This is a genomic window from Escherichia sp. MOD1-EC5990, from assembly GCF_002965285.1.
In the GTDB taxonomy this organism is placed as follows: domain Bacteria; phylum Pseudomonadota; class Gammaproteobacteria; order Enterobacterales; family Enterobacteriaceae; genus Escherichia; species Escherichia coli_F.
Genome location: NZ_PTRV01000011.1, coordinates 137,085 through 157,423, shown reverse-complemented (window position 1 = coordinate 157,423; position 20,339 = coordinate 137,085). Strand labels below are relative to the sequence as shown.

Genomic DNA, 20,339 nt, shown 5'->3' with positions numbered 1-20,339 from the left:
TGTCGTTCTCAAAATCGGTGGAGCTGCATGACAAAGTCATCGGGCATTATCTGAACATAAAACACTATCAATAAGTTGGAGTCATTACCTATTTTCTGACTGTCCGAATTGGTTAACAATTTGTTCCTGATACTCAATTTTTTGTTGATGAGTGTTCTTTTTATAGTTGTGTATAATAAGTATTTATTAGTGAATCGCCATATTTATCTAAATAACAATTTCTGTTTGTCAGTCGATGTTGAAAATCAATTTCGTACTGCTCTTCTGCTGAATATTTTTTAAATCTGTCAGCATAGTTTTTTAATAACGTATAGGGAGCGCTGTCAGAATTGCTTTCCCTTTGTTCAATTACTTCTTTGGCTGCCATGCACACAAATGCACCGCAACTTTGGCTTAAATATTGCTGAAGATCGGCATGTAAAAATATTATCTCGGGTTCAGTTAAATGAACTTTTATATTATTATTCGACATTTCTCCCATGAGTTCAGAATTAAAACTATTAATGACACGCTTAAGTGAATTTTCTTTATCATGGCCTAGTGCACGTAATGAGTTGAATATGACGCATTTTATTTGTTGTGTGTTATTTTTTTCATTAACTATTTTTTGTAGCGAAACTAATATCCAGTGTCCGCCAGTATTTATGGGGAATAACTGGACTTCTTTCGGCCATGATGGATCGCTCTTAATATTATCATTGAGAGCGATTTCCAGGTAAGTGCTGTTGGAATCGGGGAGGTAGAGACCAGTAGGATAATTGACTTGAGTATTTTTTGCATTAGCGGCGATCTTCTGAAGATAGCAATCTATTTCATCCGTGGTTATTTGACGATTTTTATCCCAGAAGTTTGTACCATCGCTCAGTTCATTATTCTTATCATTTAAAAGTACCTTTGAAAGCGACTGTTTTTCAGATATAAGAGGAATATCATCACCGATAATTGTCATTAATTTTGACGGGGAGAATAGCTTTTTGAACAGGAGATCATCTGAATTATCCGGACCAGCTGGTTTAAGGGGGGAGTTGGTTGCGGTATGTGCCAAATTATATAATTTTAAACAGGCATTTTTGATAAGTCGGATAATCGATAGGGTTTCATTTGTTGGGTTTCTAACAATATGATAAAGAATATCTTCGGCTTTTTTTCCAAATTCATCATAACCTAACGCAATATTATGCAGTAACTCAATGCTTTCTTCATCTCCGGATAATGCTGTTTTTTTTAAAGACTGCAGTAATTCATCGGTCACAGTAAATTTTTCTGCAAATGTCTGACTGAGTTGGGTTTGAGATAATTGACAATAATTGCTGACAACTGTAACCATCATAGGCTCCTTTTAGTTGCAAAGGTTGTGCTGAATGAAGATAAAAAGAGGCAACTTATTGCTCTGAATATAGTGCGTAAGGAGATGAATAAATATCAAAAATCGCTCAATATGCCCGTGTGGGTGGATATATGTAGCGCGGGTTACGATAACAGGGCAAGTTTCGCCCTGTTTTTAATAATAGGCAGAGTTAAACGTTAAACACGGTGAAATCATGCGCCAGTTCAGTCGCCGGGAAAATTGACCTGCATTCACGTAACAGGTGCTGACAACCTTTGTCATCATAGCGCGAGCTGACGTGGGTAATGATTAGCTTACCGACTCCAGCCTCACGGGCCAGTGTCGCAGCCTGGCGTGTAGAGCTGTGGCCGCGACTATTGGCTTTGGCTTCCATGGTTATATCCAGCGTCGCTTCGTGTACCATGACATCGACGCCTTTAGCCAGGTCAAGTGCGGCATCGCAGGGGCCGGTATCACCGAAAATAGCGAGCGCTTTACCTGGCACTGGAGCGGCTAAGTAATCTGCGCCGTTAATCTGCCTTCCGTCTTCCAGCGTGATTGTTTTGCCCGCTTTTAATGCCTGAAACAGTGGGCCAGGCGGCACGCCAGCAGCTTTTAATGCCTGGGCATTTAATGCACCCGGTTTATCATGTTCTTCAATACGATAGCCATAACATTCCAGTGGATGCTCCATCGGATAAGCGGTCACTTTGCGCAGGCCATCATCGAGAATTTCGCCAGCGCCAATTTCGACAATTTCCAGCGGATAATCGGTCCATGAGCCGCTAATCCGCAGCGCAGTCTCCACAAATTCACGGAGACCTTGCGGACCATAAATCGTTAAGGGTTGGACAATACCAGACATAGAACGACTGCACAGCAAGCCGGGTAAACCAAAGAGATGATCGCCATGAAGGTGACTGATAAAAATCTTGTCCAGTTTTCCAGGGTTAAAGGCGGTATGCAGTAGCTGATGCTGGGTGCCTTCACCACAGTCAAACAACCAAAGACCGCTCCGGGTCGGATGTTGCAGGTTAAGCAATATTGCCGTGACATTGCGCGTACGGGTTGGCACACCGGCTGAAGTACCTAAAAAAATTAATTCCATGAGTTCATCACGTTTCAAAAAATATTCCGGCTAGTATAAGGCATACATCTAAAAGGAGAGCATTATGATTGAATGGCAAGATCTGCATCACTCTGAATTATCGGTTTCCCAGCTTTATGCCTTATTACAACTGCGTTGCGCGGTGTTTGTTGTCGAGCAGAATTGCCCTTATCAGGATATCGATGGTGATGATTTGACGGGGGATAATCGCCATATTCTCGGTTGGAAAAATGATGAACTGGTGGCGTATGCGAGGATTCTGAAAAGTGATGATGATCTTGAGCCGGTCGTTATAGGTCGGGTGATTGTCAGTGAAGCGTTGCGTGGCGAAAAAGTGGGGCAGCAGCTGATGAGTAAAACACTCGAAACATGTACGCGTCACTGGCCTGATAAACCTGTTTACCTCGGGGCGCAGGCGCATCTGCAAAACTTCTACCAAAGTTTTGGCTTTATCCCTGTGACGGAGGTCTATGAAGAAGATGGTATCCCACACATTGGGATGGCACGCGAGGTAATTCAGGCGTAATCAATAACCATTGTCTATAGTTAGTGACAGGTTTTACGCAAATGGAGAACGAGAATGTCTAATCAGTTTGGTGATACACGTATCGATGACGACCTGACGCTGCTTAGTGAAACACTGGAAGAGGTGCTCCGCTCCTCTGGCGATCCCGCCGATCAGAAATATGTTGAGCTGAAAGCGCGTGCAGAAAAAGCGCTGGATGATGTGAAAAAACGGGTTAGCCAGGCTTCAGACAGTTATTACTATCGGGCGAAGCAGGCTGTTTATCGTGCTGATGACTACGTCCACGAAAAACCCTGGCAGGGAATTGGGGTGGGCGCGGCCGTTGGGCTGGTATTAGGACTGTTGCTGGCACGCCGTTAAAACCTCCCTACACCGGGGTACTGCATTTTTTTTGTAGTACCCCGTATAATGTGAGGCTTTTAACAGGGAGAGGTCCGCGTGCAATCACTCACTACGGCGCTGGAAAATCTACTGCGCCTTTTGTCGCAAGAGATTCCAGCGACACCCGGCATTCGGGTTATTGATACTCCTTTCCCTCTCAAAGATGCTTTTGATGCCTTGAGCTGGCTGGCCAGTCAGCAAACGTATCCGCAATTCTACTGGCAACAACGTAATGGTGATGAAGAAGCTGCCGTCCTGGGCGCGATTACCTGTTTTACGTCGTTGGACCAGGCACAACGTTTTCTTCGCCAGCACCCGGAACATGCCGACTTACGCATCTGGGGGCTGAATGCGTTTGACCCGTCGCAGGGCAATTTACTTTTACCACGACTGGAATGGCGACGCTGTGGCGGTAAAGCCACGCTGCGGCTGACGCTATTCAGCGAAAGCTCCCTTCAGCACGATGCGATAAAGGCAAAAGAATTTATCGCCACACTGGTGAGTATCAAGTCCCTGCCAGGGTTACATTTAACCACCACGCGAGAACAACACTGGCCGGACAAAACGGGCTGGACGCGATTAATCGAACTGGCAACGCAAACTATCGCCGAAGGTGAACTCGACAAAGTCGTTCTTGCACGGGCGACCGACCTGCATTTTGCAAGCCCGGTTAACGCAGCGGCGATGATGGCAGCCAGCCGTCGGCTCAATCTGAACTGCTATCATTTCTTTATGGCCTTTGATGGCGAGACCGCGTTTCTGGGTTCGTCTCCTGAGCGGCTATGGCGGCGGCGTGTCAAAGCGCTGCGTACTGAAGCGCTGGCGGGAACGGTAGCAAATCATCCTGATGATAAGCAGGCGCAGCAGTTAGGTGAGTGGCTGATGGCGGATGATAAAAACCAGCGCGAGAACATGCTGGTGGTGGAAGATATCTGCCAACGATTGCAGGCCGATACCCAGACGCTGGATGTTTTACCACCGCAGGTACTGCGTCTGCGTAAAGTGCAGCATCTGCGCCGCTGTATCTGGACTTCACTCAACAAAGCGGATGATGTGATCTGTTTACATCAGTTGCAGCCAACGGCCGCGGTTGCGGGCTTACCGCGTGACCTGGCGCGGCAGTTTATCGCCCGTCACGAACCGTTCACCCGTGAATGGTATGCCGGTTCCGCGGGCTATCTTTCGTTACAACAAAGCGAATTCTGCGTTTCCCTGCGCTCAGCAAAAATTAGCGGCAATGTCGTGCGGTTATATGCTGGCGCGGGCATTGTCCGTGGCTCCGACCCCGAGCAAGAGTGGCAGGAAATCGACAACAAAGCGGCAGGGCTGCGTACTTTATTACAAATGGAAGAGTAATGAGTCGCATCATTACCGATTCATATCAATAATCTATTTTTGTAGCTCCTTATACTTAGCCGCAATATTGATACCGGACAAACTCATGTCAGTAAGCGCATTTAACCGACGCTGGGCGGCGGTCATTCTGGAAGCATTAACGCGTCACGGCGTCAGACACATTTGTATCGCCCCTGGCTCGCGTTCTACACCGTTAACGTTAGCGGCAGCGGAGAATTCCGCATTCATTCACCACACCCATTTTGATGAGCGTGGACTGGGGCATCTGGCGCTGGGGCTGGCGAAAGTCAGCAAGCAGCCGGTGGCGGTGATTGTGACCTCCGGCACGGCGGTAGCAAATCTCTATCCGGCACTAATAGAAGCTGGGTTAACCGGAGAAAAACTGATCCTGTTAACCGCCGATCGCCCGCCGGAGCTCATTGACTGCGGCGCGAATCAGGCGATTCGTCAGCCGGGAATGTTCGCTTCTCATCCTACGCATAGCATTTCACTGCCGCGCCCGACACAGGATATTCCTGCCCGTTGGCTGGTCTCTACTATCGACCACGCCCTTGGTACGCTTCATGCTGGAGGAGTCCATATCAACTGCCCGTTTGCTGAACCGCTATATGGCGAGATGGACGACACCGGGCTTAGTTGGCAACAGCGTCTTGGCGACTGGTGGCAGGACGATAAACCGTGGCTGCGTGAAGCGTCTCGTCTGGAAAGTGAAAAACAGCGTGACTGGTTCTTCTGGCGACAAAAGCGCGGCGTGGTAGTTGCTGGTCGCATGAGTGCGGAAGAGGGCAAAAAAGTTGCTCTGTGGGCGCAAACTCTTGGCTGGCCGCTGATTGGCGACGTCCTGTCGCAAACCGGACAGCCGCTGCCGTGTGCCGATCTCTGGTTAGGCAATGCCAAAGCGACCAGCGAACTGCAACAGGCGCAGATTGTGGTGCAGCTGGGCAGCAGCCTGACGGGCAAACGGCTCCTGCAATGGCAGGCAAGCTGTGAACCAGAAGAGTACTGGATTGTTGATGACATTGAAGGTCGACTTGATCCGGCACACCATCGCGGACGCCGCTTAATTGCCAATATTGCCGACTGGCTGGAGCTGCATCCGGCAGAAAAACGCCAGCCCTGGTGCGTTGAAATCCCGCGCCTGGCGGAACAGGCAATGCAGGCGGTTATTGCCCGTCGCGATGCGTTTGGCGAAGCGCAACTGGCGCATCGCATCAGCGACTATTTGCCGGAACAGGGGCAACTGTTTGTTGGCAACAGCCTGGTGGTACGTCTGATCGATGCGCTCTCGCAACTTCCGGCGGGTTACCCGGTGTACAGCAACCGTGGGGCCAGCGGTATTGACGGGCTGCTATCTACTGCCGCAGGCGTTCAGCGGGCCAGTGGCAAACCGACGCTGGCGATTGTGGGCGATCTCTCAGCACTTTACGATCTCAACGCGCTGGCGCTATTGCGCCAGGTTTCCGCGCCGCTGGTATTAATTGTGGTGAACAACAACGGCGGGCAAATTTTCTCGCTGCTGCCAACGCCGAAAAGTGAGCGTGAGCGTTTCTATCTGATGCCGCAAAACGTCCATTTTGAGCACGCCGCCGCGATGTTCGAGCTGAAATATCATCGTCCGCAAAACTGGCAGGAACTTGAAACGGCACTTGCCGACGCCTGGCGCACGCCGACCACCACGGTAATTGAAATGGTGGTTAACGACACCGATGGTGCGCAAACCCTCCAGCAACTGCTGGCGCAGGTAAGCCATTTATGATCCTGCACGCGCAGGCAAAACACGGCAAACCAGGTTTACCCTGGCTGGTGTTTTTGCACGGTTTTTCCGGCGATTGCCATGAATGGCAAGAAGTGGGCGAGGCGTTTGCCGACTACTCGCGGTTGTATGTTGATCTCCCAGGTCACGGTGGTTCGGCAGCAATTAGCATCGATGGATTTGATGATGTCACTGGCTTACTGCGTAAAACTCTGATTAGTTACAACATCCTTAACTTCTGGCTGGTGGGGTACTCGCTTGGCGGACGGGTGGCGATGATGGCGGCTTGTCAGGGGATGCCGGGGCTGAGTGGGGTTGTGGTCGAAGGCGGGCATCCGGGATTGCAAAGTGCTGAACAACGCACGGAACGTCTGCTTTCCGATCGCCAATGGGCGCAGCGTTTTCGCTCAGAACCATTAACGGCGGTATTTGCCGACTGGTATCAACAGCCTGTCTTTGCCTCGCTCAATGACGATCAACGCCGGGAGCTGGTGGCGCTGCGTAGCCACAATAACGGTGTAACGCTTGCTACTATGCTGGAGGCCACTTCTCTCGCCGTCCAGCCTGATTTACGTGCTAACCTTAGCGCCCGCACATTTGCGTTTTATTATTTATGTGGTGAACGTGACAGCAAATTCCGCGCTCTGGCGGCGGAACTGGCTGCCGACTGCCATGTCATTCCTCGCGCCGGACATAACGCGCACCGGGAAAATCCCGCTGGCGTAATCGCAAGTCTGGCGCAGATCTTGCGTTTCTGACTAAAGGACACAATATGATTTATCCTGATGAAGCAATGCTTTACGCACCGGTTGAATGGCACGACTGCTCCGAAGGTTTCGAGGACATTCGTTATGAAAAATCCACCGACGGTATCGCAAAAATCACCATTAATCGTCCGCAGGTGCGCAATGCCTTTCGTCCTCTGACGGTAAAAGAGATGATCCAGGCACTGGCAGATGCGCGTTATGACGATAACATCGGCGTAATTATTCTGACTGGTGCAGGCGATAAAGCGTTCTGCTCTGGTGGCGACCAGAAAGTGCGTGGCGATTACGGCGGCTATAAAGATGATTCCGGCGTACATCATCTGAATGTGCTGGACTTCCAGCGTCAGATCCGTACCTGTCCGAAACCGGTTGTCGCGATGGTAGCGGGTTACTCCATCGGCGGCGGTCACGTTCTGCACATGATGTGCGACCTGACCATCGCGGCGGAAAACGCCATCTTCGGTCAGACTGGCCCGAAAGTCGGTTCCTTCGATGGCGGCTGGGGCGCTTCCTATATGGCGCGCATTGTTGGGCAGAAAAAAGCGCGTGAAATCTGGTTCCTGTGCCGTCAGTACGACGCGAAACAAGCGCTGGATATGGGCCTTGTGAACACCGTTGTGCCGCTGGCAGATCTGGAAAAAGAAACCGTGCGTTGGTGCCGCGAAATGCTGCAAAACAGCCCGATGGCGCTGCGTTGCCTGAAAGCTGCGCTGAACGCTGACTGTGACGGTCAGGCGGGTCTGCAGGAACTGGCGGGCAACGCCACCATGCTGTTCTACATGACGGAAGAAGGTCAGGAAGGTCGCAACGCCTTCAACCAGAAACGTCAGCCTGACTTCAGCAAATTTAAACGGAATCCGTAATGCGTAGCGCGCAGGTATACCGCTGGCAGATCCCCATGGACGCGGGGGTGGTTCTGCGCGACAGGCGGTTAAAAACCCGCGACGGGCTATACGTTTGCCTGCGCGAGGGCGAGCGCGAAGGGTGGGGAGAGATCTCCCCACTGCCGGGCTTCAGTCAGGAAACCTGGGAAGAGGCGCAAAGTGCGCTGCTTGCCTGGGTAAATAACTGGCTGGCAGGCGATTGCGAATTACCGCAAATGCCTTCCGTCGCCTTTGGCGTAAGCTGTGCATTGGCGGAGCTGGCAGACACGCTCCCGCAGGCGGCCAATTATCGTGCGGCACCACTGTGTAATGGCGATCCGGACGATCTGATCCTGAAACTTGCCGATATGCCTGGCGAGAAAGTGGCGAAGGTCAAGGTGGGATTGTACGAAGCGGTGCGCGACGGCATGGTGGTGAATCTGTTGCTGGAGGCCATTCCGGATCTGCATTTGCGTCTTGACGCGAATCGCGCCTGGACACCGCTGAAAGGCCAGCAGTTTGCCAAATACGTTAACCCGGATTATCGCCACCGCATCGCGTTTCTCGAAGAACCGTGCAAAACCCGCGAGGATTCCCGCGCCTTTGCCCGTGAAACGGGTATTGCCATTGCCTGGGATGAAAGCCTGCGTGAGCCGGATTTTGCCTTTATGGCGGAAGAAGGCGTGCGAGCGGTGGTGATCAAACCCACGCTCACGGGCAGCCTGGAGAAAGTACGCGAGCAGGTGCAGGCGGCGCACGCGCTGGGGCTGACGGCGGTGATCAGTTCATCTATTGAGTCGAGCTTAGGCTTAACGCAACTGGCGCGGATTGCCGCCTGGTTAACGCCAGACACTATCCCGGGGCTGGACACGCTGGATCTGATGCAGGCGCAGCAGGTTCGTCGCTGGCCGGGTAGCACGCTGCCTTTTGTCGACGTTGATGCACTGGAGCGGTTGTTATGATCTTCTCTGACTGGCCGTGGCGTCACTGGCGGCAAGTGCGGGGAGAAGCCATCGCCTTACGTCTCAATGATGAGCAACTCAACTGGCGCGAGCTTTGTGTTCGCGTCGATGAATTAGCCTCCGGGTTTGCGGCGCAGGGTGTGGTTGAGGGCAGCGGCGTGATGTTGCGGGCGTGGAATACGCCGCAAACGCTGCTGGCCTGGCTGGCGTTACTGCAATGCGGAGCGCGGGTGCTGCCCGTGAATCCACAGTTGCCGCAACCGTTGCTTGAGGAGTTGTTGCCCAATCTGACGCTGCAATTTGCACTGGTGCCGGAAGGGGAAAACACGTTTCCGGCGTTAACGTCGCTGCACATTCAGCTGGTTGAAGGCGTACATGCTGCGGCGTGGCAGCCGACGCGTCTGTGCTCAATGACGTTGACCTCGGGTTCTACCGGGTTGCCGAAAGCCGCTGTCCATACTTATCAAGCTCATCTTGCCAGCGCCGAAGGGGTGTTATCGCTGATTCCATTTGGCGATCACGATGACTGGTTGCTCTCTTTGCCGTTGTTTCACGTCTCCGGTCAGGGAATTATGTGGCGCTGGTTATACGCTGGTGCGCGGATGACGGTACGTGATAAACAGCCGTTGGATCACATGCTGGCAGGCTGTACTCACGCATCGCTGGTGCCGACGCAGCTCTGGCGTTTGCTGGTTAACCGCAGTTCCGTTTCCCTGAAAGCAGTGTTGCTTGGCGGCGCGGCGATCCCGGTCGAGTTGACGGAACAGGCGCGCGAGCAGGGTATTCGTTGCTTTTGTGGCTATGGTCTGACCGAGTTTGCCTCCACGGTGTGTGCGAAAGAAGCCGATGGTCTGGTGGACGTCGGTTCGCCGCTGCCCGGTCGGGAAGTGAAAATCGTTAACGATGAAGTGTGGCTGCGGGCTGCCAGCATGGCAGAAGGTTACTGGCGTAACGGACAACTGGTGCCGCTGGTGAATGACGAAGGCTGGTACGCTACGCGCGATCGCGGTGAGATGCATAATGGCAAGCTGACCATTGTCGGACGTTTAGACAATCTGTTCTTCAGTGGTGGCGAAGGCATTCAGCCAGAAGAAGTCGAGCGCGTTATTGCTGCACATCCTGCGGTTTTGCAGGTGTTTATCGTTCCCGTTGCTGACAAGGAGTTTGGTCATCGACCGGTAGCGGTGGTGGAGTATGACCAGCAAACCGTTGATCTTGGCGAATGGGTGAAAGATAAGCTGGCCCGTTTTCAGCAACCGGTGCGTTGGCTGACGCTTCCACCTGAACTGAAAAACGGTGGTATTAAAATTTCACGTCAGGCGCTAAAAGAGTGGGTGCAACGCCAGCAATAATTAACCATCCGTTGCACTTCTCATTTCTGCCATTCCATTGCCGTTGATAAAGAGTTTATCTGTTAATCTGTAAATTGATGTGAAAACTCTTAGCAAACAGGATAATGCAATGGAATGGCTGGTCAAAAAATCGTGCTGCGATAAACAAGATAACAGACATGTACTTATGCTCTGCGATGCTGGCGGCGCGATAAAAATGATCGCCGAAGTGAAGAGTGACTTCGCCGTGAAAGTGGGCGATTTACTCTCCCCTTTGCAGAATGCGCTTTACTGTATTAATCGTGAAAAGCTACATACGGTGAAAGTCCTCTCTGCATGCAGCTACAGCCCCGATGAGTGGGAACGGCAGAGTCAATCGGCTGAGAAAACTCAGTAACGTTGTTTTGTCGTGGGCAGGAAAATCAGCGTCAACCCACTCATAATACAGGCTACTCCCAGTAGTGCCTTCAGCGAAAAAGTTCCTTCCCAGCCGGGAAGTACCATTGAAGCAATCCATACCAGCACATAACTCATACTGAGCAAGGCATAGGCTTTGCTTAGTGCAAGTTTATGTAGCGTTTTATACCAACAAAAAACGGAAAGCAGATAACCCAGCAGCCCGAGTAACAGTATCCGGGCATCCAGCCCAAAAGCTAACAGCGCCGCGATAAAATCCCATAAGTGCGTCATCGGCGGTAGATGACTCGCCGCATAACCCAGGCTTAATTGCGCAGCTGAGGCAATAATGACGCTGAATAATCCCCACATCAGGCCCATTACACCGTACTCCCGAGGATCACAATGCCGCCAATAATGAATGCCACCCCACACCAGTGACGCAGTGATACCGGCTCGTGCCACAGTTTTACTGCAGCCAGCGTCACCCAGACAAAATTCAGACTTAACATCGGGTAGGCAATGCCTACCGGTACGTTCTGCAAGACCAGCAGCCAGAGCACCATGGCAAGACCAAGACAAGCCAGCGCCAGTCCCAGCCACAGCACGATATGTTTGCGCCGTTTGTTTATCGCCACAAAGCAGGTTGCTTGTTTCTGACACAACTGCCCGGCAACGCTAAGCAAGCTGGCAAAGACTAATGTTAGCCAGATCATTTGGGCCGATACTGAATCAGCACCAGACGCTCCTGACGATCGATGGCATCTGCGGGCGGAATGGCGAGACTGTTGACATCTTCATCGCGGTCAACCGAAAGCACGAGTGTAATAATCCCCTCCTGACGATGTTGATTAAGCCAGTTTGCGAACTCATCACCGCTGACAAATCTCCCTTTCGCATCCGGATAATTTAGGCCGTATTTCAATTCCCCTGTCTGGCGATACATGATGATGTCATCACGTCTCAGGCTCCATGCCAGACCAGCAGCAACGCCGACGCTATCGGTAAGAATATAGCGGCTTGGCTGCAGTGATTCTTGTGTCGTCTCGACAAAAAATTGCGGATGTTTTCCTTCCATGACTCTGTCAGGAATTGAAAATCCTACCAGCAACGCCAGCCCAAGCGGGCAAAGTGCGGCAAAAGACCAGGTCTTTTCGACGTTAGTTAAGGTGTACCAGCCGAAAAATGCCCATAGCGAAAAAATCGACCATGCACAGAAGACTTTATAGCTCTCGAAGGTTTGCCACACCGGCGTGCTCATAGGTCCCCAGGGGGAGACCACAAACGTAGCAATAATGCCAGTGACGCCAAAAGCGATGTTAATCCAGCCATTCATCCGCAACGCCAGAGGATTATTTTTTACCGCCAGCAAAGCGTAATGCGCTATCAGCATCGCTAATGGTGCAAAGCAGGAAAGAATATAGGTGGGTAATTTGCCTTTGGCGACAGAGAAAAACAGCAGCGGCATTACCGTCCAGCTCAACAAATAGACGGTTGCGGAATGCTTGCGGTTTTTCCAGCCAGCATACAGTGCACCGGGGAGTAATCCTAACCACGGCAGGCTACCGGCAATGATGACCGGCAAGTAGTACCAGAACGGAGCTCTATGCTGAGCATCATCCATTGCAAAGCGTTGAATATGCTCAACCCAGAAAAAATAGTGCCAGAAGTCAGGCTCCCGCTGCGCTATCGCCAGTCCCCAGGGGAGAACCGTCAGTACGCAACTGATAACTGCCAGCCAGCCGTAAATAAAGAGATCTTTCCAGCGCTTTTGCGCCGCTACCCACGGCAGTACGCTTAATACCGGCACGGCAAGGGCGAGAAAACCTTTGGTCATCACCCCCATGCCGCAGGTGATTCCCAGCAGTAAAAATCCCGCGCTTTTGCCTTTCCACGTCTGTGCCTGCATTGCCAGCCAGAAGCTGCACATTCCCGCCACCAGCCAGAATGCAATAAACGGATCGAGCACGGCATAAGTGCCAATGGCATAGACAATAAACAGTGAGAGATAAATCACTGCGGCGAGTAGAGCCAGACGTTTATCGCGCCATAAGCGCAGAGTAAACCAGGTCACCAGCGCGGCAGTTAACAGGGTCGCAAAGATAACGCCTGCCCGCACACCAAAGTTATTTGCGCCAAATAGCCATTGCCCAATACTGTTAATCCAGTATCCGGCAATGGGTTTTTCGAAATAACGTAGCCCTAACATATGGGGCACAATCCAGTCGCCGGATGCCAGCATTTCCCGACTGATTTCCGCATAACGCGTTTCATCTGGTTGCCAGAGCAGACGCGTGCTGATCGGTAACAGGTAATAGCAGGCAATAAACGCGAAGAGGCCGATAAGGTAACGTACCGATTTCATCAGCGACTACCTGCAATTTGTTGGCAACCCAGCCAGCCTTCACGTCCGGCAATATTTCCGCGAACAACTTGTCCGAGCGGCAACGTCCCTGATAACAGTTCGCTTAAAGGGCAAAATGTCACGCCTTCCTGGGCTGCGCGTTTCAGGAGATCCACAAAATTATGCTGATAAGCGCAGCCTTCAACTTCTGCATGAATGGTATAAACCGGCGTGCCTTTATCTCGCAGGATGCGGTTGAGTAACCAACCGTTAAAATCTTCAGCTTTCACATCCCGACCAATCACTTCATCCCAGGTGGGTAAGGTCACCGGAATTTGCGCCGTGCCGGGTTTTCCTGTTTCGAGCAATGGACGAAACGGCATCGCCCCACGACAATCGCTGTTGTAGCGCAAATGGAACGCTTCTTTTGCTTCGATCACCTGCTGGTCGGCACGCCAGCCAGCGGCTGCGGAGCAGGTTACCGGTTGGCCGATAATTTCTTCCAGGGTGCGAAGGCCGCGTGCGATATCGTCGACCATTGTTTGCCGATCCCAGTTACCGCTATGGGCTTGCCAGGCATGGTGATCCCAGGCGTGCAGGCCGACTTCGTGATGTTTAGCCGCTTCACGAATGATATCGGCATTGGCATGACCAATCTCTTTACCTGGCCAAGCCGTACCTGCCAGTAAAATATCCCAGCCATAAAGCGATGCCGCGTTTGAGCGCAGCATCTTCCACAAAAACTGTGGCTTCACCAGTCGCCAGAGATGGCGGCCCATATTGTCCGGGCCGACGCTGAAAAAAATGCTGGCCTGAATATTATGCTTACTCAAGATTTCCAGCAGACGCGGCACGCCTTCACGGGTGCCACGAAAGGTATCGACATCAATGCGTAAGCCTACTTTTGTCATGATGGTTTATCCGTAAGCTCGACGGTGCGCAAGAAGAAATCCAGCGTTTCGTCGATGGTTTCCTGCATATCAATTTTGGGTTCCCAGTCCAGGCAGCGGCGGGCATTACGGATGCTTGGTTTACGATGCTCTACGTCCTGATATCCCTTGCCGTAGTAGCTGCTACTTTCGACAACGCGAAAGCCCGCAAACGGTGGGAAGTGATGGCGCAGCGGATGTTTTTCGAAGCTCGCCAGCAGCATCTCGCCCAGTTCCTCAATGCTCGCTTCGTTATCAGGATTGCCAATGTTGATAATTTCGCCGTCGCAGCGATTGCCTGCATTTTCGATAATGCGATACAACGCTTCAATGCCATCCCGGATATCAGTAAAGCAGCGTTTTTGTTTTCCGCCATCAATCAGCTTAATCGGTGAACCTTCCACCAGGTTGAGAATGAGTTGCGTAATAGCGCGGGAGCTGCCAATTCGCGCTGCATTAAGGTTATCCAGTCGTGGCCCCATCCAGTTAAACGGGCGGAAGAGGGTAAACTGTAAACCCTCTTTTTCGCCATAGGCCCAGATCACTCGATCAAGTAATTGTTTAGACACCGAATAAATCCAGCGTGGTTTATTCACCGGGCCGACGATTAAATTAGAATGGTCTTCATCGAAGTATTTATCGCTACACATCCCATAAACTTCTGAAGTCGACGGGAAGATGATTCGCTTACGGTACTTCACGCAGTAGCGGATAATGCGCAGATTCTCTTCAAAATCGAGTTCAAAGACGCGCAGCGGGTTGCGGGTATATTCAATCGGCGTGGCTATTGCCACCAGCGGCAAGACGACATCACATTTTTTGACGTGATATTCAATCCATTCGGAATGGATACTGATATCGCCTTCGACAAAGTGAAAATGCGGATGATTCAGAAAACGGCTTATCGCATCGCTGCCGATATCCAGACCGTAAACTTCATAATGATCTTCGCGCAGCAGGCGTTCTGTCAGATGGTTGCCAATAAAGCCATTCACCCCGAGGATGAGTACCCGAGTACGGCGTCGGGCGGTGCAGGCAGGCTGGCTATTCAAGCGTGAACCTTGCACCAGACCCAGCGACTGCGCTAACTGCGAGCCTTGCATAGTAATGCCGTCTCCCGCCTGTCCGGTGACGATTTCCAGCGCGCCATCGCCACAGGCAATCAGCAGTGGCGCAACAGAAATCACGCTCCCCGGTTGTGCTGCGGGCGCATGAGAATGCACGCGTGACGACCAGACGGTAAATTTTTGATTACCAACATAGCTGAAGGCACCCGGCCACGGATCGGCGACGGCACGCACCATGTTATGCAATACTGCTGCCGGTTTATGCCACTCGAGGAAGCTGTCTTCTGGCGTTCTGCGACCAAAACAGGTGGCTTCGTTTTCGCGCTGGGCGATTTCCAGAATATTACCGTGTTTAATGGCGGGTAATGTCTGCTCCAGTAGCTGGCGCGCGGCATGGCATAACTTGTGATGAAGCGTAATGGCGATATCGTCTGGCGCAATGGCAATGCGCAATTGGGCCACAATGGCCCCAGCATCGGCACGTTTCACCATTCGGTGCAATGTCACGCCAGTTTCCGTTTCACCGTTCACCAGCACCCAGTTCAGCGGCGCGCGACCACGATATTTTGGTAACAGCGAACCATGCAGATTAAATGCGCCTGCAGGGGCGAGCTGCAAAATCTCGTCGTGAATAAGATGGCGATAATAAAACGAGAAAATCACCTCCGGCGACATTTGGGCAATGCGTTCCACCCACAGCGGATGATTAACGTTATCCGGCGCATAAACCGGAATGCCTCTTTCCGCCGCCAGACGAGCTACCGAACCATAAAAGGCTTTTTCACAGGGATTATCACTATGAGTAAAAATAGCGCTAATTTCGTAACCGGCAGCCAGCAGGGCTTCAATACCGAGGCATCCCATATCGTGGTAGGCAAAAACGACGGTTTTCATTATTCATTTTCCTTGCTGGATGGACGGATAACTTGCTGAACAAAATAGCGGGGGCGGGCGCGGACATCGGTGTAGATCCTGCCGATATATTCACCGAGCAATCCCATGCCGATAAACTGAGCGCCAATAAAAGTAAACAGCACGGCAAATAGCATAAAGACGCCTTCTGCCGCCCATTGGGGGCCGAAGGTCAGGCGTAAAATCACCAGCAGCACCGCAATGCTAAAACCTCCAATCGCAATAATGCTGCCAAGCAGACTCAGCATACGTAGCGGCGTAGTGGTAAGGCAGGTCACCAGGTCGTACATCAAATTAATCAGGCGCATAAAGCTGTATTTGGATTCACCAAACTCACGCTCGGCATGATGCACTGGAATTTCAATGGCGCGGCGGGCGAAGATATTCGCCAGAATCGGGATAAAGGTGCTGCGTTCATGGCAGTGCAACATCGCATCGACAATATGACGGCGATAGGCGCGCAGCATACAACCGTAGTCACCCATTGCTTTGCCGGTGGTGCGCTGAATAAGTCGGTTGATCATCTTCGAAGCGGTTTTACGAAACCAGCTGTCCTGGCGGTTCTGGCGTACAGTTCCTACTACGTCGTAACCTTCATCGGCTTTTGCCACCAGGCGGGGGATCTCCTCTGGAGGATTCTGGAGATCGGCATCGAGGGTAATAATTAAGTCGCCGGTAACGTGACTGAAACCCGCCATAATCGCTGAATGTTGTCCGTAATTGCGGTTAAGCAAAATAGACACAATATGGCTGCCCTCCACTAGCGAAGCTTCGACCAGCATATGCGCGGAATTATCGCTACTGCCGTCATCAATCAGCAGGATCTCATACTCTTTCCCCAGTGATTCACAGGCTGTGGTGGTGCGCCTGATTAATTCCGGTAAGCTTTCCTGCTCGTTATAAACGGGAATAACCACCGAGACTTTCTTAACAGGGTGGATTTCAAACATGGCTTATTGTCCTGCGAGTTGCTGAAGGGCTGTGATGACGCGGACGGCATCGGCGGTGGTCATATCCGGGAACAGCGGCAACGAACAGATGCGTTCGCTATTCCATTCGGTATTCGGTAACGACAGCTCGGGAAAACGCTCGCGATAATATTTTTGTGTGTGAGCGGCGCGGAAATGTAACCCGGTACCAATGCCTCTTTCTTTTAACGTTCCCATCAACGCATCGCGACTGATACCACAACGTTGTTCATCGACACGAATAATAAACAGATGCCAGGCGTGAACGTGCGGCCAGGCGGGAAGGCTTAATGGCTCAAAGGGGAGAGCTGCCAGAGCTTGCTGATATTGCAGAGCAATTTCGCGCCGACGGGTGTTGAGGTGCTCTAATTTGGCTAACTGGGTCAGGGCAATCGCGGCGTTAATATCGGTCAGATTATACTTATAGCCCGGCGTTAAGACTTCAGCTTGCGGTGCACGGCCCCAGGTTTGTCTGTCATATGCATCGACACCCAGACCGTGAAATTTCAGCATCCGTAGCTGGCGGGCAAGGTTTTCATTATCAGTAACAATCAGGCCACCTTCCGCACAGGTAATATTTTTGATGGCGTGAAACGAAAAAATAGCGGTACCTTTTGCGCCAATATGTCGGCCTTTGTAATACGTACCGACGGCATGGGCAGCATCTTCGATAACTGCGATGCCGTAACGTTCGCCAATGGCGCGAATGGCGTCAATATCTGCTGGCGCACCGGCATAATGCACCGGAATGATGGCTTTAGTGCGTGGCGTAATGGCTGCTTCGATCGTTTCAGGCGTGACCATCAGCGTATCGCGGTCGACATCCACCATTACCGGCGTTGCACCCAACAAGGAGATCATATTGAGGGTTGAAACCCAGGTCAGGGAAGGCGTAATCACTTCATCGCCCTTGCCAATTTCCAACGCCATTAGCGTGATATGCATTCCGGCGGTGGCTGAACTGACCGCGATGGCATGCTGATTTCCCGTCAACTGGCAAAAGGCTTGTTCAAGCGCTTGATTCTTCGGACCTGTAGTGATCCAACCAGATTCGAGAACCTCTTTAACTGCAGCGACTTCCTCCTCGCCCATTGCTGGTCGCGAAAAAGGCAAAAATTCTGACATTGTTTTTCCATCCGTCGTTGAATACTTTTCCACTTATATTTGCCATAAAGAGTGTTGTGTATATTTTGCCATTTGGAGCGAAATTCTAAGGATAGAATATTAACTTAACCTTAAGAAATTAATATTAGACGTAAATATTGAAATTTTTATATTTTTTCTTATTTAGGCTTTGCATTTGGCAAAATTTTGAGGCATTTTGCCGGCATCGTAGGATTTTTAATATTACACCAACTGCTAATTATCGCCAGTAATGTCGCTCAATTTCACGGTAATTGTCTGGTTGCACTTGTCTATAGGTGGAGTTTACGTGTTAGCTTTTTGCCGCTCTTCATTGAAGTCAAAAAAATATATCATCATTTTACTGGCGCTCGCTGCAATTGCCGGACTGGGTACTCATGCCGCCTGGAGTAGTAATGGTTTGCCACGTATCGACAATAAAACACTGGCCAGACTGGCACAGCAGCACACGGTTGTCGTTTTGTTTCGCCATGCTGAACGTTGCGATCGTTCAGCCAATCAATGCTTGTCAGATAAAACAGGTATTACGGTCAAAGGTACCCAGGATGCCCGTGAACTGGGCAACGCTTTTAGCGCTGACATCCCTGATTTCGATCTTTATTCCAGTAATACCGTCCGGACCATTCAGTCGGCGACTTGGTTTTCAGCGGGGAAAAAGCTGACGGTAGATAAACGACTTCTTCAATGCGGTAATGAGATTTATAGTGCAATTAAGGACTTACAAAGCAAAGCACCTGATAAAAATATCGTTATTTTTACCCATAATCATTGCCTGACATATATTGCTAAAGATAAGCGTGATGCGACATTTAAACCTGATTATCTGGATGGTTTAGTCATGCATGTAGAAAAAGGCAAAGTTTATCTGGATGGGGAATTCGTTAACCACTAAATTTTCAATCTGACAGCCAGTAATGGCTGTCATCATTGTTACAGAAGACCTTTCAAACGTAACGTTTTTCGGGTGGCGACATTCAAATCATAATGCACCAGATCTTCAGGTTTTACCCACGCGTAGTCCTGAAACTCTTCGTTTATTTTCACTTCTCGGTTGGTAGACACGCAGTCAAAAATCAGGTAAATCATATAAATCTCTTCCTTGCGACCATCTGCATACGTCTTGGTGCGAATATCATCGCTGAAGGTCCACGGCGTGATTTCTGTCAAAAGCAGCTGTTCTCCCAGTTCTTCGCGAATTTCGCGGCGTAGTGCCTCTTCAATTCGTTCGCCAGGCTCCACGCCACCACCCGAAAGCGCCCATTGACCGGGGAAAACGCCGCGATCGTCGGCCATTTTACACAGCAAATAAGCACCATCATTTTGAATCAAAGGGCAAACAATAGTCCGTTGTCGCACGGGGATATTCCTTATAAATAAAAAGAAACCATGAGAATACGGTAACTCAGAAATATGTGAAAGTGACAGTAATTTCTTTTGCGATGATAACTGCACTTATTATTATTTTTGTGTGTATCGGTAAAGTGTGTTTATTTTTTCGGCGTTTAATTATTTAAGAAGTATTTAGTTACAATAAGTGACTAGAACCCTTTTTCGCTCATTGAATCCTCAGCGCCAGGCAGTACAATCCCGCAGCTTTGGAATTTTGATTTATTGCTTGTGGGAGAGGGGAAAATGAAAAAAATTGCGCTAGCAGGTCTGGCTGGAATGCTGTTGGTTTCTGCATCGGTCAATGCAATGAGTATCAGCGGTCAGGCGGGTAAAGAATACACCAATATTGGTGTCGGTTTTGGTACGGAATCGACGGGCCTGGCGTTAAGCGGTAACTGGACACATAACGACGACGACGGTGACGTCGCGGGTGTGGGGCTGGGGTTGAATCTGCCTCTCGGGCCGTTAATGGCGACCGTTGGCGGAAAAGGCGTTTACACCAACCCGAATTACGGCGATGAAGGTTATGCTGCGGCGGTAGGAGGTGGTTTGCAGTGGAATATTGGCAACAGCTTCCGTTTGTTTGGCGAGTATTACTACTCTCCAGATTCGCTCTCCAGCGGTATTCAAAGTTATGAGGAAGCGAATGCTGGTGCGCGTTACACCATTATGCGTCCAGTCAGTATTGAGGCAGGTTATCGCTATCTGAATCTGTCGGGTAAAGATGGTAACCGCGACAACGCCGTGGCTGACGGTCCATATGTTGGCGTTAACGCCAGTTTCTGATGCCTTCCGGCGCGGCATTCTGTCGCGCCAT

22 protein-coding genes are annotated in these 20,339 nt (G+C 50.8%); 12 read left to right on the top strand and 10 right to left on the bottom strand.

Annotation, left to right across the window (positions count from 1 at the left end):
* Positions 1–74 (top strand): IS1 family transposase (locus BEB42_RS15065; protein ID WP_004200914.1); only part of this gene is annotated, 74 nt, incomplete at its 5' end.
* Between the two features lie 86 nt (positions 75–160).
* Here the strand turns inward: BEB42_RS15065 and elaD are convergent.
* Together elaD and rbn are read right to left on the bottom strand one after the other, a co-directional pair.
* Complete coding sequence (gene elaD, locus BEB42_RS15060) at positions 161–1,330, bottom strand: deubiquitinase ElaD (RefSeq protein WP_074497103.1); 1,170 nt, start codon at positions 1,328–1,330, stop codon at positions 161–163.
* 187 nt (positions 1,331–1,517) lie between these two features.
* Entirely contained in the window at positions 1,518–2,435 is a 918-nt protein-coding gene (gene rbn, locus BEB42_RS15055) for a ribonuclease BN (RefSeq protein WP_001353072.1), read from the bottom strand.
* Between the two features lie 64 nt (positions 2,436–2,499).
* Between rbn and BEB42_RS15050 the strand changes: the two genes are divergently transcribed.
* From BEB42_RS15050 to pmrD, 9 genes are all read left to right on the top strand, one after another.
* The gene (locus BEB42_RS15050; RefSeq protein ID WP_000574094.1) at positions 2,500–2,961 is read left to right on the top strand and encodes a GNAT family N-acetyltransferase; all 462 of its coding nucleotides are present in this window, start codon (positions 2,500–2,502) and stop codon (positions 2,959–2,961) included.
* 54 nt (positions 2,962–3,015) lie between these two features.
* The gene (gene elaB / locus BEB42_RS15045; protein WP_000070621.1) at positions 3,016–3,321 is read left to right on the top strand and encodes a stress response protein ElaB; all 306 of its coding nucleotides are present in this window, start codon (positions 3,016–3,018) and stop codon (positions 3,319–3,321) included.
* Between the two features lie 78 nt (positions 3,322–3,399).
* Positions 3,400–4,698, top strand: a complete 1,299-nt coding sequence (menF, locus tag BEB42_RS15040; protein WP_001191446.1) for an isochorismate synthase MenF — start codon at positions 3,400–3,402, stop codon at positions 4,696–4,698.
* Between the two features lie 85 nt (positions 4,699–4,783).
* Positions 4,784–6,454 (top strand): 2-succinyl-5-enolpyruvyl-6-hydroxy-3-cyclohexene-1-carboxylic-acid synthase, encoded by a 1,671-nt coding sequence (menD, locus tag BEB42_RS15035; RefSeq protein WP_001353073.1) that lies wholly within the window; start codon positions 4,784–4,786, stop codon positions 6,452–6,454.
* Positions 6,451–7,209, top strand: a complete 759-nt coding sequence (gene menH / locus BEB42_RS15030; RefSeq protein WP_000600486.1) for a 2-succinyl-6-hydroxy-2,4-cyclohexadiene-1-carboxylate synthase — start codon at positions 6,451–6,453, stop codon at positions 7,207–7,209. Before menD ends, menH begins: the two co-directional genes overlap by 4 nt.
* A 14-nt stretch (positions 7,210–7,223) precedes the next feature.
* The gene (gene menB / locus BEB42_RS15025; protein WP_000640000.1) at positions 7,224–8,081 is read left to right on the top strand and encodes a 1,4-dihydroxy-2-naphthoyl-CoA synthase; all 858 of its coding nucleotides are present in this window, start codon (positions 7,224–7,226) and stop codon (positions 8,079–8,081) included.
* Positions 8,081–9,043 (top strand): o-succinylbenzoate synthase, encoded by a 963-nt coding sequence (gene menC / locus BEB42_RS15020; RefSeq protein ID WP_001255595.1) that lies wholly within the window; start codon positions 8,081–8,083, stop codon positions 9,041–9,043. The genes menB and menC overlap by 1 nt, the downstream gene beginning before the upstream one ends.
* Positions 9,040–10,395: an o-succinylbenzoate--CoA ligase gene (menE, locus tag BEB42_RS15015; protein WP_000577620.1), complete on the top strand. Its 1,356-nt coding sequence runs from the start codon at positions 9,040–9,042 to the stop codon at positions 10,393–10,395. The genes menC and menE overlap by 4 nt, the downstream gene beginning before the upstream one ends.
* A gap of 109 nt (positions 10,396–10,504) precedes the next feature.
* On the top strand, positions 10,505–10,771 hold the full coding sequence (gene pmrD, locus BEB42_RS15010; RefSeq protein WP_001353074.1) for a signal transduction protein PmrD: 267 nt from the start codon (positions 10,505–10,507) through the stop codon (positions 10,769–10,771).
* Here the strand turns inward: pmrD and arnF are convergent.
* From arnF to arnB, 7 genes are read right to left on the bottom strand one after another with little or no spacing between them, the layout of a single operon-like run.
* Entirely contained in the window at positions 10,765–11,151 is a 387-nt protein-coding gene (gene arnF / locus BEB42_RS15005) for a 4-amino-4-deoxy-L-arabinose-phosphoundecaprenol flippase subunit ArnF (protein WP_000523869.1), read from the bottom strand. The two genes, pmrD and arnF, sit on opposite strands and share 7 nt — an antisense overlap.
* Positions 11,151–11,486 (bottom strand): 4-amino-4-deoxy-L-arabinose-phosphoundecaprenol flippase subunit ArnE, encoded by a 336-nt coding sequence (gene arnE, locus BEB42_RS15000; protein ID WP_000638030.1) that lies wholly within the window; start codon positions 11,484–11,486, stop codon positions 11,151–11,153. The genes arnF and arnE overlap by 1 nt, the downstream gene beginning before the upstream one ends.
* Positions 11,483–13,135, bottom strand: coding sequence for a lipid IV(A) 4-amino-4-deoxy-L-arabinosyltransferase (gene arnT, locus BEB42_RS14995; RefSeq protein ID WP_000844078.1), 1,653 nt, complete (start codon positions 13,133–13,135; stop codon positions 11,483–11,485). Before arnT ends, arnE begins: the two co-directional genes overlap by 4 nt.
* On the bottom strand, positions 13,135–14,025 hold the full coding sequence (gene arnD, locus BEB42_RS14990) for a 4-deoxy-4-formamido-L-arabinose-phosphoundecaprenol deformylase (RefSeq protein ID WP_000169720.1): 891 nt from the start codon (positions 14,023–14,025) through the stop codon (positions 13,135–13,137). Before arnD ends, arnT begins: the two co-directional genes overlap by 1 nt.
* Positions 14,022–16,004: a bifunctional UDP-4-amino-4-deoxy-L-arabinose formyltransferase/UDP-glucuronic acid oxidase ArnA gene (gene arnA / locus BEB42_RS14985; RefSeq protein ID WP_000860233.1), complete on the bottom strand. Its 1,983-nt coding sequence runs from the start codon at positions 16,002–16,004 to the stop codon at positions 14,022–14,024. The genes arnD and arnA overlap by 4 nt, the downstream gene beginning before the upstream one ends.
* Positions 16,004–16,972: an undecaprenyl-phosphate 4-deoxy-4-formamido-L-arabinose transferase gene (gene arnC / locus BEB42_RS14980; protein ID WP_000461649.1), complete on the bottom strand. Its 969-nt coding sequence runs from the start codon at positions 16,970–16,972 to the stop codon at positions 16,004–16,006. Before arnC ends, arnA begins: the two co-directional genes overlap by 1 nt.
* Before the next feature lie 3 nt (positions 16,973–16,975).
* A complete protein-coding gene (gene arnB, locus BEB42_RS14975; protein ID WP_001288717.1) occupies positions 16,976–18,115 on the bottom strand; it encodes a UDP-4-amino-4-deoxy-L-arabinose aminotransferase in 1,140 nt (379 codons plus the stop codon).
* Between the two features lie 307 nt (positions 18,116–18,422).
* Between arnB and ais the strand changes: the two genes are divergently transcribed.
* Entirely contained in the window at positions 18,423–19,025 is a 603-nt protein-coding gene (ais, locus tag BEB42_RS14970; protein WP_001353075.1) for a lipopolysaccharide core heptose(II)-phosphate phosphatase Ais, read from the top strand.
* A gap of 38 nt (positions 19,026–19,063) precedes the next feature.
* Here the strand turns inward: ais and nudI are convergent, their stop codons facing one another.
* On the bottom strand, positions 19,064–19,489 hold the full coding sequence (gene nudI, locus BEB42_RS14965; RefSeq protein WP_001353076.1) for a nucleoside triphosphatase NudI: 426 nt from the start codon (positions 19,487–19,489) through the stop codon (positions 19,064–19,066).
* Between the two features lie 276 nt (positions 19,490–19,765).
* On the opposite strand from nudI, the gene BEB42_RS14960 reads away from it, so the two are divergent.
* Positions 19,766–20,308 carry a YfaZ family outer membrane protein gene (locus BEB42_RS14960; RefSeq protein WP_001353077.1) on the top strand — a complete coding sequence of 181 codons (543 nt, stop codon included), beginning with the start codon at positions 19,766–19,768 and terminating at the stop codon, positions 20,306–20,308.
* The last annotated feature ends 31 nt before the right edge of the window (positions 20,309–20,339 follow it).